General features: G+C 72.7%; 15 protein-coding genes and 1 tRNA gene. 6 read left to right on the forward strand and 10 right to left on the reverse strand.

Features of this window, described 5'->3' with window-relative positions:
• Positions 1-16: 16 nt before the first annotated feature.
• Complete coding sequence (gene arfB, locus OIE51_RS11755; protein WP_326597541.1) at positions 17-457, reverse strand: alternative ribosome rescue aminoacyl-tRNA hydrolase ArfB; 441 nt, start codon at positions 455-457, stop codon at positions 17-19.
• A gap of 146 nt (positions 458-603) precedes the next feature.
• Here arfB and OIE51_RS11760 point away from each other — a divergent pair, with 146 nt between their 5' ends.
• Positions 604-1,179: a TerD family protein gene (locus tag OIE51_RS11760; protein WP_326597542.1), complete on the forward strand. Its 576-nt coding sequence runs from the start codon at positions 604-606 to the stop codon at positions 1,177-1,179.
• Positions 1,180-1,361: 182 nt separating this feature from the next.
• Positions 1,362-2,375 (forward strand): zinc-binding dehydrogenase, encoded by a 1,014-nt coding sequence (locus tag OIE51_RS11765; RefSeq protein WP_326597544.1) that lies wholly within the window; start codon positions 1,362-1,364, stop codon positions 2,373-2,375.
• Here the strand turns inward: OIE51_RS11765 and OIE51_RS11770 are convergent.
• Both OIE51_RS11770 and OIE51_RS11775 read right to left on the reverse strand, forming a co-directional pair.
• A complete protein-coding gene (locus OIE51_RS11770) occupies positions 2,356-4,509 on the reverse strand; it encodes an alpha-galactosidase (protein WP_326597546.1) in 2,154 nt (717 codons plus the stop codon). The genes OIE51_RS11765 and OIE51_RS11770 overlap by 20 nt on opposite strands.
• Before the next feature lie 128 nt (positions 4,510-4,637).
• Positions 4,638-4,711, reverse strand: a tRNA-Thr gene (locus OIE51_RS11775).
• Between the two features lie 225 nt (positions 4,712-4,936).
• Here OIE51_RS11775 and OIE51_RS11780 point away from each other — a divergent pair.
• From OIE51_RS11780 to OIE51_RS11790, 3 genes are all read left to right on the forward strand, one after another.
• Positions 4,937-6,079, forward strand: a complete 1,143-nt coding sequence (locus OIE51_RS11780; protein WP_326597547.1) for an ABC transporter ATP-binding protein — start codon at positions 4,937-4,939, stop codon at positions 6,077-6,079.
• Positions 6,080-6,258: 179 nt separating this feature from the next.
• Complete coding sequence (locus tag OIE51_RS11785) at positions 6,259-6,678, forward strand: hypothetical protein (protein ID WP_326597550.1); 420 nt, start codon at positions 6,259-6,261, stop codon at positions 6,676-6,678.
• Positions 6,679-6,697: 19 nt separating this feature from the next.
• Positions 6,698-7,411, forward strand: a complete 714-nt coding sequence (locus tag OIE51_RS11790; protein WP_326597551.1) for a nucleotidyltransferase family protein — start codon at positions 6,698-6,700, stop codon at positions 7,409-7,411.
• Positions 7,412-8,205: 794 nt separating this feature from the next.
• On the opposite strand, the gene OIE51_RS11795 is transcribed toward OIE51_RS11790, so the two are convergent.
• From OIE51_RS11795 to OIE51_RS11825, 7 genes are all read right to left on the reverse strand, one after another.
• Entirely contained in the window at positions 8,206-9,675 is a 1,470-nt protein-coding gene (locus tag OIE51_RS11795; RefSeq protein ID WP_326597552.1) for a DoxX family membrane protein, read from the reverse strand.
• 93 nt (positions 9,676-9,768) lie between these two features.
• Positions 9,769-10,749 carry a 23S rRNA (guanosine(2251)-2'-O)-methyltransferase RlmB gene (rlmB, locus tag OIE51_RS11800; RefSeq protein ID WP_326597554.1) on the reverse strand — a complete coding sequence of 327 codons (981 nt, stop codon included), beginning with the start codon at positions 10,747-10,749 and terminating at the stop codon, positions 9,769-9,771.
• A 22-nt stretch (positions 10,750-10,771) separates the two neighbouring features.
• The gene (gene cysS / locus OIE51_RS11805; RefSeq protein WP_326597555.1) at positions 10,772-12,163 is read right to left on the reverse strand and encodes a cysteine--tRNA ligase; all 1,392 of its coding nucleotides are present in this window, start codon (positions 12,161-12,163) and stop codon (positions 10,772-10,774) included.
• Between the two features lie 74 nt (positions 12,164-12,237).
• Positions 12,238-12,642 (reverse strand): PPOX class F420-dependent oxidoreductase, encoded by a 405-nt coding sequence (locus OIE51_RS11810; RefSeq protein ID WP_326597557.1) that lies wholly within the window; start codon positions 12,640-12,642, stop codon positions 12,238-12,240.
• A 98-nt stretch (positions 12,643-12,740) separates the two neighbouring features.
• Positions 12,741-13,244 carry a 2-C-methyl-D-erythritol 2,4-cyclodiphosphate synthase gene (gene ispF / locus OIE51_RS11815; RefSeq protein WP_326597559.1) on the reverse strand — a complete coding sequence of 168 codons (504 nt, stop codon included), beginning with the start codon at positions 13,242-13,244 and terminating at the stop codon, positions 12,741-12,743.
• Positions 13,234-13,989, reverse strand: coding sequence for a 2-C-methyl-D-erythritol 4-phosphate cytidylyltransferase (gene ispD / locus OIE51_RS11820; protein ID WP_326597560.1), 756 nt, complete (start codon positions 13,987-13,989; stop codon positions 13,234-13,236). Before ispD ends, ispF begins: the two co-directional genes overlap by 11 nt.
• Positions 13,990-14,454: 465 nt before the next feature.
• Positions 14,455-14,937: a CarD family transcriptional regulator gene (locus OIE51_RS11825; RefSeq protein ID WP_326597562.1), complete on the reverse strand. Its 483-nt coding sequence runs from the start codon at positions 14,935-14,937 to the stop codon at positions 14,455-14,457.
• Positions 14,938-15,369: 432 nt separating this feature from the next.
• Between OIE51_RS11825 and OIE51_RS11830 the strand changes: the two genes are divergently transcribed.
• Positions 15,370-16,080, forward strand: coding sequence for a DUF461 domain-containing protein (locus tag OIE51_RS11830; RefSeq protein WP_326597564.1), 711 nt, complete (start codon positions 15,370-15,372; stop codon positions 16,078-16,080).
• Positions 16,081-16,116: the final 36 nt, after the last annotated feature.

A 16,116-nucleotide genomic window follows, 5' to 3' on the forward strand; every position in this document is an offset into this window, starting at 1 on the left:
CTCCCCGCCCCCATCCTCAGTCCCAGCCCTGCTCGCGCGAGCGTCCCCGCTTCACGTCCGCGCGACGCCGCTTGTCCCGCAGCCGCCGCTCCACGACCCCGCGCGGCACCCGCGTCGCCCGGCGCGGCCCCGGCGGCGGCGCCGACGCCTCCGCCAGCAGCGCGGCCAGCCGCCGCGCGGCCATCTCCCGGTTGCGCCACTGGGATCGGTGCTCACTGGCCCGGACCGTCAGCACCCCGTCGTTGAGCCGGTCGGCGAGCCGGTCGAGGGCCCGCTCCTTCCACACCTCCGGCAGCGCGTCGGTGGCGGCCAGATCGAAGAGCAGCTCGACCTGGGTGTCCGTGGTGTTGACATGCTGTCCGCCCGGCCCGGAGGAGCGCGAGAAACGCCAGCGCAGCTCGGACTCCGGAAGGGAGACCGAGCCTCGGATGACATAGGGACCGGACATGTGCTCCATGGTCCCCCGACCGGCCCAGCGCCGCACGCCGGTTTTCGCCGACACCTTGGGGGAACCGGGCAACCCCCTGACATCGTTGGGACAAGTGAGAGTAACGTCATCGCGAAGGCGATGCTGCGCAGTATTTCGAATGAGGGGATTTCTCCATGGGTGTGAGCCTGTCCAAGGGCGGCAACGTCTCGCTGAGCAAGGAGGCTCCGGGCCTGACGGCCGTCACGGTCGGTCTCGGCTGGGACGTCCGCACCACGACCGGTGCGGACTTCGACCTGGACGCCAGCGCCCTCGGGGTGAACGTGAGCGGGAAGATCGTGTCCGACCAGCACTTCATCTTCTACAACAACCTGAAGACGCCCGACGGCACCATCGAGCACACCGGGGACAACCTGACGGGTGCCGGCGAGGGCGACGACGAGCAGATCAAGGTCAACCTGGCAGGCCTGCCGCAGGAGGTCGACAAGATCGTCTTCCCGGTCTCGATCCACGACGCCGACAACCGCGGTCAGAACTTCGGCCAGGTGCGGAACGCGTTCATCCGCGTGCTGAACCAGGCGGGCGGCGCGGAGATCGCCCGGTATGACCTCACCGAGGACGCCTCCACCGAGACGGCGATGGTCTTCGGCGAGCTCTACCGGAACGGCGCGGAGTGGAAGTTCCGCGCGGTCGGCCAGGGCTACGCCTCCGGTCTGGCGGGCATCGCCCAGGACTTCGGGGTCAACGTCTGACGAGCGGGCGGACACGCCTGGCCCCAGCGGCGGAGGACCGGCGGCACCCGGACGGGAGCCGCCGGTCCTCGCGCGTCACGGCACCACGCGCACCCCGGAGTTGACTTCGAGCGTGGAGTTGACTTCAAGCGCCCTTGAAGTCGCATCGTGGGACCACTCGGCCATGACGCGAGGAGACCACCATGCACGCCGTCCGACTGCACGCCTTCGGCCCGGCCGAGAACCTGGTCCACGAGGAGGTGCCCGACCCCCGTCCCGGCCCCGGCGAGGTCCGCGTCGCGGTGGCGGCGGCCGGCGTGCACCTGGTCGACACCATGCTGCGCGCCGGCCCGGTGGACGGCCCCTTCCCGGTGCCCGAGCTGCCCACCATCCCCGGCCGCGAGATCGCGGGCACCGTGGACGAGGTGGGCGAGGACGTCGACCCGTCCTGGCTCGGCCGGCGCGTCGTCGCGCACCTCGGCATGGTGCCCGGGGGCTACGCCGAGCTGGCCGTCACCGCCGCCGACCGCCTCCACCCGCTGCCCGACGGCCTCCGCGAGGACCGCGCCATCGCCATGATCGGCACCGGCCGCACGGCCATGGGCATCCTCCGCTTCGCCGACCCCACCGAGGACGACACCGTCCTCGTCATGGCGGCGGCCGGCGGCATCGGCGCGCTGCTGGTCCAGTACGCCAAGCTGAAGGGCGCCATGGTGATCGGCGCCGCGGGCGGCCCGGCCAAGACCGGCGCCGTGCGCGACCTCGGCGCGGACCTCGCGGTCGACTACAACCGGCCGGGCTGGGCCGACCACATCCGCGCCACATTCGGCGACCGGCCCGTCAGCCACGTCTACGAGGGCGTGGGCGGCGAGCTGGGCCGCGCCGCCATGCGCCTGCTCGCGCCCGGCGGCATCCACCTCACCTACGGCAACGCCTCCGTCGGCCCCGGCGGCGAGGAACACGCCACGCTGCCGGACGCGGAGCTGGCCCAGCGCGAGATCACCAGCCGACCGGTCCTCGGCCCGGCGCTGTTCCGGAAGATCGGCGGCCGGGAGAACCTCCGGGTGCTGGAGGAGGAGTCGATGGCCCACGCCACCGCCGGCACCCTGGTGCCGCTGGTCCACCACTTCCCGCTCGCCGAGGCCGCCGCCGCCCACCGCGCCCTGGAGAACCGGGGCACGATCGGCAAGGTGGTCCTCATCCCCCGGCGGGCGTGACGCGCACCGCCTCCAGCAGCACCAGCCGCTCGGGGAACTGGACGGGCGCCCGCACCCCGACCCCGGACAGCGCCCGGCCCGGCAGCCGCACGCCCTCGCTCCACCACAGCGGCACGTCCGTGGCCGGGCCGACCGGGCGGTCCCCCGGCGCCAGCGGCGCCACACGGTACTCCGCCGCCGGGTCGAGCCCGGGCAGCCGCACCGTACCGGGCGGCGAGGTCACGCCCGTCTCCATCTGCACCAGCGCGTACACGGCGCGCGAACGGTCGCCGTCCACCACCCCGTGCACCCACAGCGCCGGATCGGGGTGGTCGCCGCGGACCACCGTTCCGCCGTGCAGCAGTGGGCGCAGCCGCTTGTACAGCGCGATCCACTCGCCCAGCGCCGCCCGGTCGGCCGCGCTCGCCCGGGTCAGGTCCCATTCGATGCCGAAGTGGCCGAACAGCGCGGTCCCGGCCCGGAACCCGAGGGTGTGCGTCCGGCCGGTCGTGTGCGCCTCGGGGGCGCCGACGTGCGCCCCCATCAGCTCCGGGGGCAGCAGCACGCCCGTCCAGCGCTGGATCCGCTGCCGCTCCAGCGCGTCGATGCAGTCGCTGGTCCACACCCGGTCGGTCCGCTGCAGGATGCCCAGGTCCACCCGGCCGCCGCCGGAGGAGCAGGACTCGATCTCCAGGGCCGGGTGGCGGGCGCGCAGCTCGTCCAGCAGCCGGTAGACGGCGCGCGTCTGGGTGTGCACCCCGGCCTGCCCGGTGGGGCTGTGCCCGGCGTCCACCAGGTCGCGGTTGTGGTCCCACTTCAGATACGTCAGCGCGTACTCGCCGATCAGCGCGTCGAGCCGTTCCAGGAGGTAGGCATAGCACTCGGGATGTCCGAGGTCCAGGACCTGCTGGTGGCGGGACTCGGGCGGCATCCGGTCGCCGGTCGCCATGATCCACTCGGGATGCTCGCGGGCCAGGTCGGAGTTGGGGTTGACCATCTCCGGCTCCACCCACAGCCCGAACTCCAGGCCGAGCCCGCGCACATGCGCGACCAGCGGGTGCAGGCCGTCCGGCCACACGGTCTCGTCCACATACCAGTCGCCCAGGCCCGCGTGGTCGTCGCGCCGGCCCCGGAACCAGCCGTCGTCCAGCACGAACCGCTCGGCGCCCACCTCGGCGCCCACGTCCGCGAGCGCCGTCAGCCGGGCCAGGTCGTGATCGAAGTAGACGGCCTCCCACACGTTCAGCGTGACCGGCCGCGCCGTGCGCGGATGCCGCGCGCGTCCGCGCAGATAGCCGTGGAAGCGCCCGGCGAGCTCGTCCACACCGTGCCGCCCGTAGGCGCCGTAGACCCAGGGGGTGGTGTACGAGGCGCCGGAGCCGAGCGCGACCTCGCCGGCCAGCAGCAGCTCCCCGCCGCCGAGCAGGGAGACCCCGGTGTGGGTGCGCTCGGCCAGCGAGCGCTGGTTCCCGCTCCAGGCCACGTGCAGGCCCCACACCTCGCCGGCGCCGAACCCGAAGCCGCGCTCGCCGGCCATGTGCACGGTGACCGCGTCGGTGCCGGTGCGGCCCTTGCGGTTCTCCCGCAGATGCGTCCCGATGGTGAACTCGTGCCGCTGCGGGCTGCGTTCCCGCAGATGGCGGCCGGTCATGTCGAGCAGCTCGACGGCCCGCTCCGGCACCGGGAGGGCCAGCAGCACACCGGAGAGGGCGAACGGCGGCGCGTCCGCCTCCGCCTGGCTGGTGACCGTGGCGCGCTGACGCACCAGGCCGGAGCCGGTCAGCTCGATGTCGAGCCGCAGCTCCAGCTCGGCCCGCACGTCCTCGGCGGTGACGGTCAGCGACCGGTCCCCGGTCTCCAGGGCGGTCACGGCGAACGCGGTGGAGAAGTCGGCCCCGGCCCGGTGCCCGGTCAGCCCCGGCGTGCCCAGCCAGCCGGAGGCGTGCTCGGGCAGCGGCGCGAGCGGCACCACGAGGTCGACGTTGTTGGACGCCACCTGCGGCACGGCGGCACGGGCGAGCGCGGCGAGGGTGTGCTCCGGCAGCTCCCCGAGATCCTCACCCCAGTGCACGATCCGGGGCAGCCCGTCCCCGGTGCAGTCCAGCACCAGACCGGCGCCCGCGGCACGGAAGTGAAGGAAGGTCCCGCCGCGCATGCGTGATCCTCTGATCGATCGTGGGTGAACGTGCGCGCTATTTGTATGTTCGGTCCCCGGCCCAGTCAACACCGGGACGGCCGGGGGACACGCGGGCGGACGCGCGGGCCGTGAAGACCCGGAAGAAGAGCCGCCTGTCGGACTCGAACCGACGACCTGCTGTTTACAAGACAGCTGCTCTGGCCAACTGAGCTAAGGCGGCGGGTCGTCCACAGCCTACACGGGCCCGATCGGCCGGTCGGCCGAATGACGCCGCGCGCCGGCCGACTCACCCGCCGATCATGGGATGAACACTTTTTGCTCCTGGGGTGCTGACTTTCTTGCCTTCTTCGAGTTAGGTTTCACTTCGCGTCTCTTCACATGGACGTAACACCTTCCTACTCGGATCGTCCGGCACGTTCCTGCCGGTAGAAGGAGACAACACGACATGGCAACGGTCACCTATGACAAGGCCACCCGGATCTACCCGGGCGCCGAAGTCCCCGCCGTCGATCAGCTCGACATCCAGATCGAGGACGGCGAGTTCCTCGTTCTGGTCGGCCCCTCCGGCTGCGGCAAGTCCACCTCGCTGCGGATGCTCGCCGGCCTGGAGGACGTGAACGGCGGGTCGATCCACATCGGTGACCGCGATGTCACCCACCTGCCGCCCAAGGACCGGGACATCGCCATGGTGTTCCAGAACTACGCGCTGTATCCGCACATGACCGTCGCGCAGAACATGGGCTTCGCCCTCAAGATCGCCGGCGTCAACAAGACGGACATCCGCAAGAAGGTCGAGGAGGCCGCGAAGATCCTCGACCTCAGCGAGTACCTCGACCGCAAGCCCAAGGCGCTCTCCGGCGGCCAGCGGCAGCGCGTCGCCATGGGCCGCGCCATCGTCCGCGAGCCGCAGGTCTTCCTCATGGACGAGCCGCTGTCCAACCTCGACGCCAAGCTCCGCGTCCAGACCCGCACCCAGATCGCCGGCCTCCAGCGGCGCCTGGGCGTCACCACCGTCTACGTGACCCACGACCAGGTCGAGGCCATGACCATGGGCGACCGGGTGGCGGTCCTCAAGGACGGCATCCTCCAGCAGATCGACACCCCGCGGAACATGTACGACCATCCCGCCAACCTCTTCGTCGCGGGCTTCATCGGCTCCCCCGCGATGAACCTGGTGGAGGTCCCGATCACCGACGGCGGCGTGAAGTTCGGCAACAGCGTGGTGCCCGTCGAGCGCGCCGCCCTCGCCGGGGCGCAGAGCAAGGGCGACACCACCGTGGTCGTCGGCTGCCGCCCCGAGCACTTCGCCATCGTGGAAGAAGGGGACACCCTCGGCGAGGGCGCCGCGCTCGCCAAGGCGAACGAGAAGGAGGCGCACGGCCTCGCCGTCACGGTCAACGTGGTCGAGGAGACCGGCGCCGACGCCTACGTCTACGGCACCGCCGAGTTCGACGGCACGGTGAAGGACCTCGTCATCCGCGTCGACAGCCGCCACGTGCCGGACAAGGGCGCGACGCTCAACGTGGTGCCGCGCCCCGGTGAGACCCACGTCTTCGCGACCGGCTCGGGCGAGCGGCTCAGCGACTGACACGAGGCTCCACAGGGCCGTGCTCCCGCCCCCGCGGCGGGGGCACGGCCCTCCGCACGTCAACACCCGAATCGAATTTCCGGGCCATCGTCACCCGTGAGGGTGGCGAAATGTCACCACATCACTACCCCTCGCTACGATCAGGCACGCCCGTCATCGTTCGTGCGAGGAAGGCTCCAGTGAATCAGGCACTCCGTCACATCGGCAGAAGTCTCGCCATCGCTCTCCCGGTCGTCCTGGTGTTGTCCGGGACACTGGCCGTCACCCGCGTCTCGTGGGTCGCCGCGCCGTCCGAGACCCAGATGCTCACCGCGGCAGCGGAGCGGACCCGGCAGGAGCCCCAGGACATCCTGCGCGACCAGCTCATCACCACACTGCGCCAGGAAGACCCGAGCGTGGCGCTGACCGAGCTCCAGCAGGCCGTCGACCGCGAGCCGTCGCTCGCTCCGCACTGCGCCGAGATCGCCCACGCCCTCGGCGAGGCCGCCGTGGAGAAGTACGGCAGCGCGCAGCGCGCCCAGGAGCACTCCCGCCCGGTCTGCGACACCTCTTTCGCCGCCGGTGTCGCGGAGGTCGCGGAGGTCGCGGAGGCCGGGTGACGGCACATAGGCTGCGGGTATGACCGACGCCCCGCTGCCCACACAGGCCGTGGTCCTGGCCGGTGGCCAGGGCTCGCGGCTGCGGCCGTACACCGACGACCGGCCGAAGCCGATGGTGGAGATACCCGGCACCGGGATTCCGATCATCGGCCACCAGCTCACCTGGCTCGCGGCCGAGGGCGTCACCGACGCCGTCATCTCGTGCGGACACCTCGCCGAGGTGCTCCAGGAGTGGCTGGACGGGACCGAGCTGCCGCTGCGGGTCACCACTGTGGTGGAAAGCGAGCCCCTGGGCCGCGGTGGCGGCCTGAAGTACGCCGCCACCGCGCTGCCGCGCCCCGACGAGCCGTGGTTCGCCACCAACGGCGATGTCTGGACGCGCTTCTCGCTGCGCGAGATGGCCGCGTTCCACGCCGAGCGGGACGCCCTGGCCACCCTCGCCCTGGCCCGGCCGCGCATCCCGTGGGGCGCGGTGGAGACCGACGAGTTCGGCCATGTCCTCGACTTCATCGAGGCGCCGCCGTCGCCGTACCTGATCAACGCCGGCGTCTACGTCTTCGCCGCCGAGTTCACCAAGCTGCTCCCGGACCAGGGAGACCACGAGCGGACGACGTTCCCCCGGCTGGCCAGGGAGCGGCGGCTGGCCGGCTTCCCGCTGCCGCAGGGCGCGTACTGGCGGGCGATCGACACCGCCAAGGACCTCAGAGAAGCGGCCCGGGAGCTGACGCGCTGACGGACACGGGGGCGGCCCGCCCCCGTCGGCCGGACCGCCCCCGCCGATCAAACAGGGGCGCCCACCACCGGACCGCGCCCCCGCCGATCAGGCGAGGGTGCCCGCCGACCGTTCCCGTTCCCTGTCGACCACGGCCCTGCGCAGGACGGCCGTGTTCCCGGTGATGGCGCCGGGCTCCGGCGTGACCCCAGGTACGCGAAGGTCTCGGGGGCGGAGATCACTCGGTCCTGTCCTGCCGCGCCTCGTCGGTGCGGGGGACGGCGATGCCCTCCCGGCCGATGGCGTCGACGGCCTTCTCCACCGGGGCGACCCCGGGAGGTCCGCTGCCGCCCGGGGCGGCCCTGGCGGCGGCCGGCTGGTCCGCCGTCCGCCAGGCGGCCGACCAGCTCGTCGGTGACCGGGGGGCGCGCGCCTCGCGGGCCGGGAGGCGGGCCAGGGCGCGCTCGGGCGGCGCTTGGCGCCCGTGGTGCTGCGCGGGACGTTGACCGTGATGTCCCTCACCAGGGGCGGGGGCTGGTCGCCCTCGTCGCGGAGCCGTTCGCGCAGCCGCCACGCCTCCGGGAGCGTCGGGGAGCGTCGGGGACACCACGTCCCCGGCCGGGCCGAGCACGCCCGTCGCCCGCGCCGCGTTCCCGTAGCCGCGCCGTGCCGCGCGGAGGAGGTGAACGGCTCTCGGAACGCTTCCGGATCGCCGGCGCGCACGCGGGCGCGCATCGTAGGTCCCCCGGGTATGGTCCGACCGGCGCCACGGGTTCCCGTGGCGCCGGTCACGTCTCAAGCGCCGAGAACGCCACCTAACCGAGCAGCCCGCCGATGGGGCTGAGGCTGCTCCGGTCACCTCCGTCGTCGGTGGGCGACTCCTCGACCGGCTCGCCGGCGTTCCCAGCGCCGGGCGGGGAGGCCGGGGGCACCTCCACGGGGACCGACTGCTCGGGCGACGACGGCTGTTGCGGCGCGGGCACGGTCTGCTCGGTGGGCGGCACCTGCTGCCGCGGCCCGTCCGTCGCCGCGCCGGTCTCGGCGTCCGGGTCCGCGCCCGGCTCCGCCTCCTCGGCCGCCTCCCGCGGCGCGTCGGGCTCCTCGGTGACGGACCCCTCCTCGCTCCGCTCGGCGGTGTCCTCGCCGTCCTCCTCCGCCTCCTCGGGCAGCGGCTGGCCCAGGCGGTGATTGCGCGGCGGCTCGCCCGGCTCGGGCACGGTGACGAACTGCGAGGACCGCACCGCGCTGCCCAGCAGCGAGCCGATCAGCAACGCGCAGCCCAGCAGCAGGGTGGCCAGCACGGCGCCCCGGCGCAGGACGCGGCGGCGCAGGTCGGGCAGCGGCGCGCGCGGGCCGAGCCTGCGCCACGCCTCACCCGCCAGCCGGGCGTCCAGCGAGAACACGGGGGCGCCGGCGATCAGCAGCGGGGACCAGGCGGCGGCCAGGATGATGTCGGGGGTGTCGTACGCCGGGCCGTTCCCCCAGCTCACGGTCACCAGCAGGGCCAGGGAGAGCAGGGCGCCGAGCCCGGCGGCCAGGCGCTGCCACAGGCCGAAGATGGTCAGCACGCCCACGATGATCTGGGTGAAGGCCACGGTCAGCCCGGCCCCGACCGGGTGCGAGAGCGCCCATTCGTGCAGCGGGGCCGCCGCCGTCCACGGCTGGAGGGTGTCGAGCCAGGTGTAGAGGGAGCCACGCTCGCCGCCGTCGAAGTAGACGGGGTCGGTCAGCTTGCCCATGCCGGCGTAGATCGCGATGAAGCCGAGCAGGACGCGCAGCGGCAGCAGCACCACGCCCAGGCTCAGGTGGCGGCCCGGGTGGTACGCCTGCCGGCCGTCGGCGGCCCGGGGCCGCTCCTCCGCCGGCTCCGGGGCGATCGAGGGCAGGAGCTGGGTGGTCTCCGGGCCCTGCGGGGAGCGCGGGGCGATCACCGCCGGCGGGCCCGCGTCCGTGCCGACCCGCGGCAGCACCTGGGTGCTGAAGGCGTCGGTGCCGGGCGTGTGCCCGGCCTCGCGGACCGCCTCCAGCAGCATCGTCGCGCCCGGGTCGCCCGGCGCGCTCCGGCCGCTCCAGACGAGCGGGCGGCGGCGCGCGGCGGCGGCCGGGACCCGGGTCAGGGTGGCGGTGTCACTGACAGCGATGCTCACCGGGGGCGGGGTGGCGAGCCGCACCCGGAAACTGGCGTGGTTCACGATGACCTGGGCGGGATCGCACGGCACCTTGACCGTGCTCAACACCGGCTCGTCGATCGAGAGGCCGCGGGGTGTCTTGGTGTCCACACTCATCTAACCGAGTGACACTGGTTTAAGACACTGCCTTGACCGCACAAAGACTGTCCGCGACCCGTCAAGCGCCCCCCGCCCCGGAGGACGACCGGATCAGGACCGGCGGCGCGCCGCCTCGTACAGCACGATCCCGGCGGCCACACCCGCGTTGAGCGACTCGGCGCCGCCCGGCATCGGGATGCGGACCCGGACGTCGCACGTCTCGCCGACGAGCCGGGACAGGCCCTTGCCCTCGCTGCCGATCACGACGACCACCGGCCCGGCCAGCGTCTCCAGCTCCGCCAGGTCCCTCTCCCCGTCGGCGGCCAGGCCCACGACGGTGATCCCGGCCTTCTGGTAGCTCTGCAGGGCGCGGGTCAGGTTGGTCGCGCGGGCCACCGGGGTGTGCGCCGCCGTGCCGGCCGACGTCTTCCACGCGCCCGCGGTCATCCCGGCCGCGCGGCGCTCGGGCACCACCACGCCGTGGGCGCCGAAGGCGGCGGCGGAGCGGACGACGGCGCCGAGGTTGCGCGGATCGGTGACGCCGTCGAGCGCGACGATCAGCGGGTCCTCCCCGGCCTCGGCCGCGTCGGCGGCCAGGTCGTCCGGATGCGCGTACTCATAGGGCGGGATCTGGAGGGCCAGGCCCTGGTGGTTGAGGCCCGTGGTGATCCGGTCCAGCTCGCCCCGGGGCGCCTCGACCAGGTGCACGTCGCCACGCTCCATGGCCAGCTTGATGGCCTCGGTGACGCGCTCGTCGGTGTCGAGGAACTGCTGCACATACAGCGTCCGCGCCGGAACGCCCGCGCGCAGCGCCTCGACCACCGGGTTGCGGCCGACGACCAGCTCGGAGGCCGACCTGCCGCCGCGTCCGGCACCGCGTCCAGCGCCACCTCCGGCCCGGCCGCCGCGCCCGGACTGCTCCTTGCGCGCCTTGGCCGCGGCCGCGCGCTGCTTGGCATGGCCCTTGCGCATCTCGGCGGGCGGGGTAGGACCTTTGCCCTTCAGGGCGCGGCGGCTCTGGCCGCCACTGCCGATCTGCGGACCCTTCTTCTGGGACGTGCGGCGGTTGGGACGCGCGCTGTTGCCTGGCATGTGTTCCTGTTTCCTTCTCAGCTCAGCCGATTTCCCAGCGCGGACCGTTGGGGGTGTCCTCGATCACCAGGCCGGCGGACTGGAGGTCGTCGCGGATGGCGTCCGCGGTCGCGTAGTCCTTGCGTTCTCGGGCGGCCTGGCGCTGCTTCAGGACGAGCCGGACCAGCGTGTCCACCACACCCGTCAGCTCGTCGCCGCGCCCGCCCGCGGCGGCCCACCGGGCGTCGAACGGGTCGAGGCCGAGCACCCCGAGCATCGCCCGCACCTGGGCGGCCAGCGCGACGACCGACTCCTTGTCGCCCTCCGCCAGCGCCGCGTTGCCCTGCCGGACCGTGGTGTGGACGGCGGCCAGCGCCTGCGGGACGCCGAGGTCCTCATCCATGGCGGCGGCGAAGTCGTCCGGCACGGCGGGCGCGGGGACGATCTCGCCGAGCTGCTCGGTGGCGCGCTGGAGGAAGCCCTCGATCCGGCCGAAGCCGGCGTCGGCCTCGGCCAGCGCCTCGTCGCTGTACTCGATGGTGGAGCGGTAGTGCGGGGTGCCCAGGTAGTACCGCAGGACGATGGGGCGCCAGCGGGTGACCATCTCGGAGACCAGCACCGAGTTTCCCAGGGACTTGCTCATCTTCTCGCCGCTCATGGTGACCCAGGCGTTGTGCACCCAGAAACGGGCGAACTCGTCGCCGGCCGCCTGGGACTGGGCGATCTCGTTCTCGTGGTGCGGGAAGATCAGGTCGATGCCGCCGCCGTGGATGTCGAAGGCCGCGCCGAGGTACTTGTGCGCCATCGCCGAGCACTCCAGGTGCCAGCCGGGCCGACCGCGGCCCCAGGGCGTCTCCCAGCTCGGCTCGCCCGGCCTGGCCGCCTTCCACAGCGCGAAGTCGCGCGGGTCGCGCTTGCCGGTCTCGCCCTCGTCCCCGGGCTGGAGGAGGTGGTCGAGGTCCTGGTTGGACAGCCCCAGATAGCCGGGGAAGCCGCGCACGTCGAAGTACACGTTGCCGTCGGACGGGTAGGCGTACCCCCGGCCGATGAGGGTGCGCATCATCTCGATCATCTCGGGCACGTGCCCGGTGGCGCGCGGCTCGTAGCTGGGCGGCAGGCAGCCCAGCGCCGTGTAGGCGGCGTCGAACGCGCGCTCGTTCTCGTAGCCGATGGCCCACCAGGGACGGCCCTGCTCGGCACTCTTGGCGATGATCTTGTCGTCGATGTCCGTGACGTTCCTGATGAACGTCACCTCGTACCCGCGGTGGGCGAACCAGCGCCGCATGATGTCGAAGTTGAGCCCCGAGCGGATGTGCCCGATGTGCGGCGCGGCCTGCACGGTGGCACCACAGAGGTAGATCGAGACGCGGCCCGGCGTGAGCGGGTCGAAGTCACGGATCTGCCGGCTGCTGGTGTCGTACAGGCGAATGGTCACGCGTCAAGAGTAGTGGGCGAGGGGGCTCCCCCGCGCCGCCGGGCGCGGGGGAAAGGACGGGCGGGGGGAAGCACTCAGCCGAGGCCCTGGGTGTGGATCTTGCGCGGGCTCACGCGGACCACCACACGGGGCGCGTCGTGGACCGAACGCGGGTTGAACTCGGCGTAGGGGCGGCCGGTGTAGCGCCGCGACAGCTCGTCAACGAGCCGCCACTCCGGGTCGGGGCTGACGGTGACGGTGCCGCGGATCTCGGCGTAGACGTAGGTGGAGGGCCGCACGAGGACGGTGGCGCGCGGATCGCGGCGCAGGTTCAGCTCCTTGCGGCGTCCCACCGTGGTCGATATCAGCACCTCCTCCCCGTCGCGCATGCCCCAGACCGGGGAGAGCTGGGGGCTGCCGTCCGGCTGGATGGTGGCGAGGATCAGGTGGGGGGCGCTGTCGAGCAGGGTCTTGACCCCGTCGGGAAGCGTGAGGGACATGACGGACACGGGGTTCCTCGTCGTGGGGGTGAGGGTGGGGGTGAGGTGAGGAAGGTGCGCCGCGGTGCGTGATGAGGGAAGGCGACCTGAGTCCAGTCTCACCCGGTGACGGAGCGTGGCCACACCAGGGCGGTGGCGATCGCGGCCAGCCCCTCGCCCCTGCCGGTCAGGCCGAGGCCGTCGGTGGTGGTGCCGGAGACGGAGACGGGCGCGCCGAGCGCGTCGGACAGGGCCCGCTGGGCCTCCGCGCGCCGGGTGCCGATCTTGGGGCGGACGCCGATGACCTGGATGGCCACGTTCCCGATGCCGAAGCCGGCGGCGCGGACGATCCGGCCGGCCTCGGCGAGCAGGGTCACGCCCGAGGCGCCGGACCACTCGGGGCGGCCGGTGCCGAAGTGCGCGCCGAGGTCGCCGGTCCCGGCGGCGGAGAACAGCGCGTCGCAGGCGGCGTGCGCGGCGACATCGCCGTCCGAGTGGCCGGCGAGGCCGTACCCGGCGCCGGGCCAGTGCAGCCCGGCGCACCACAGCTCGCGGCCGGCCTCGAAGGCGTGCACATCGGTGCCCACCCCGATCCGGGGCAGCGGGGGAGCCTCAGAAGCCATCGTTCCTCCTCCGGCGGGCGAGCACGGCCTCGGCGAGCACGAGATCGAGCGGGCGGGTGACCTTGAACGCCTCCTCGTGGCCGGGCACCAGCACCACGGGGACGCCGAGCCGCTCGACCATGCCGGCGTCGTCGGTGATGTCCGAGTCGGCCAGCTTGGTATGCGCTTCGATCAGCGTGGCGCGATCGAATCCCTGGGGCGTCTGCACAGCGCGCAGGAGCGCACGGTCGGGCGTCGCGACGACCGGCTCGGGCGCGCCGCCGACGGCCGGGGCGGCGATCTGCTTCACCGTGTCGGTGACCGGGAGGGCCGGCACCACGGCGGGCGCCCCGGCGCGGACGGCGGCGGCCACCGCGTCCACGGTGTCGACGGGCACGAGCGGGCGGGCCGCGTCGTGCACGAGGACCACTTCGACGTCCGCCGGCAGCGCGTCCAGACCGCGGCGGACGGACGCCTGGCGGGTGGCGCCGCCGGGCACGACGAACTGCTCCACCGCGGGTGGCGGGGGGTGTTCGTCCAGCAGCGAGCGAACGGCCTCGACCTCGCCGGGCGGGGCCACGACGACGACGAGGCTCACCGCCCGGGCGCGGGCCATCGCGCGCACGGCGTGGACGAGCATGGGGGTACCGCTCAGCGGGCGCAGCGCCTTGGGGGCTCCGGGACCGAGCCGGAGGCCGCTGCCCGCGGCCGGGATGACGGCGGCGGTGCGCGGCGGCCGGGCGCGGGAGGGTGTGGTGTCTGTCATTTGGCGACGGGTGCAGGTTTGTTCGCGGGGCGGTGTTGGGTATGGCCTGAGCGTGCTGGGGACCACGCGATCGGCCCCTTCCGTGACAGGCCGGTCGAGCGAGCTTCACGGTCCCGGCACGCATCTGTGAACGATCCGTACATGCCACAGCGCCCGTGCGGCATAGGGGAAATGCCTTTCGGGCGCTGCGGCACGTGTCGCACGCTGACGATTCCGGTGTTCCCAGCCACGTTGTCGAAATCCCGTCGGCGTCGAAATCCTGTCGGCCTGGGAATGCCAGTTCCCGGGAGAATAGGCCGACCCGCGGACAGTGGCGGGAGCTTATGCGTGCGAGGGGCTCGACGTGGCGAGACTCACCGCATCACATAGGGCCGCATCACATAGGGCCGCATCACATAGGGCCGCATCAATCAGGGCCGAGTCGCACCGGGGCCGGACATACATACAGGCCGGGCCGGGAAGACATCAGGATGCGAGAACCTCGTCCAGGAGGGACTCGGCCTTGTCCTCGTTGGTGGCTTCCGCGAGAGCGAGCTCGCTCACGAGGATCTGGCGCGCCTTGGCCAGCATGCGCTTCTCACCCGCGGAGAGACCGCGCTCGCGCTCCCGGCGCCACAGGTCGCGCACGACCTCGGCCACCTTGATCACGTCGCCGGACGCCAGCTTTTCGAGATTCGCCTTGTAGCGGCGGGACCAGTTGGTCGGCTCTTCGGCATACGGCGCGCGCAGCACCTCGAAGACCCGCTCCAGTCCGTCCTGCCCGACCACATCGCGCACGCCGACCAGCTCCGCGTTTTCCGCCGGCACACGCACTTCGAGATCACCCTGAGCGACCTTCAGCACCAAGTAGAGCTTGTCCACACCTTTGATCTGGCGGGTTTCGATGGCCTCGATCAGCGCGGCCCCGTGATGGGGATAGACCACGGTGTCGCCAACCTTGAACGTCATGTGACAGGTACCCCTTCCGTGGCTCTCCATGCTAACACGGGAAGCCGCCCCTTTGAATGACGTTTTCGCAGGTCAGACCGCATCTCGGGGGTTGACAAGGGCGGCCGCGGCATGCTTCGGGAAGCGCGGGACGGCAGGTAACCGCAGGTGAGAGCGGGGTTGGGCGGACCCGGAAGTTTGCCGATCTAGACGCGGACGGACAGGAAAAGGTTCAGCCGATCAGTAAAAGTTGCCCGATTTGTCCCAGTTGGCGGAATGTGCTCAGCCACCAGTCCGCGTTTCGAAGAATCGATCATAGGCCGGTCTCTTGATCATCATTCCATTCGAGTGCTTCCGGCGCTCCGGCCCCGGGGCGGGTGCGGGGCCGGAATTCGGGGTCGGTACCCTGTGGCCCGAGAGATCATCCAGACCGTCCGAGGAGATGCCGCCGCCGTGAGCAGCAGCCTTCGACGCGGCTCAGCCGCCGCGTTCTTCGCGTTCTCGATCGCCGGGCTGACCGCCTGCGGCGCCGGGAACGGGGCCGAGACCGGCAATGTCAAGCCGGACAACGCCGCCGCCCAGGTCGATGACATCAAGGTCCAGAACGTCAACGTCGTGCTGCCGGAGTCCGGCGACGGGCCGGGCGCGATCAGCGCGCGGCTGTTCAACCAGGGCAGCGAGGACCAGACCCTGCGGTCGGTCGCGCTGCCCGACTCGGGCGCCCAGGTCGAGCTGGTCCCCGCCGAGGGCGAGGACGCGGTCGTGGTGCCGGCCGGCGGATCGATCGCGCTGGGCTCGGGCGCCGGCGACGCGGCGGCGTACCTCCAGAACCCGGCCGCCACGGACGTGGCGCTGGGCAACGCGCAGCACGTGGTCTTCACCCTGAGCGAGACCGGCGAGATCGGGCTCTTCGCCCGCGTCGTCGCGGACCAGGGCGTCTACGAGGGCGACTGGGGGCCGACGCCCGCCGCCACGCCGTCCCCGACGGCCTCGGCGGACGAGACCGAGCCCCCCGACCCGGACGTGACCGACGAGGCGACGGACGAGGCGAACGGCGACCAGGCCACGGACGAGGCGACGCACGAGGCGACGGACGGGACCACCGAGGACGAGGCCACCGAGGACGAGGCGGCCACCGTCGCGGGCGCCGGCACGGAGGACTGAAGCCGCTCCGGGCCCTCCCGGACTCCCGGCGTGGCA

This window comes from Streptomyces sp. NBC_01803, assembly GCF_035917415.1.
Lineage (GTDB): Bacteria > Actinomycetota > Actinomycetes > Streptomycetales > Streptomycetaceae > Streptomyces.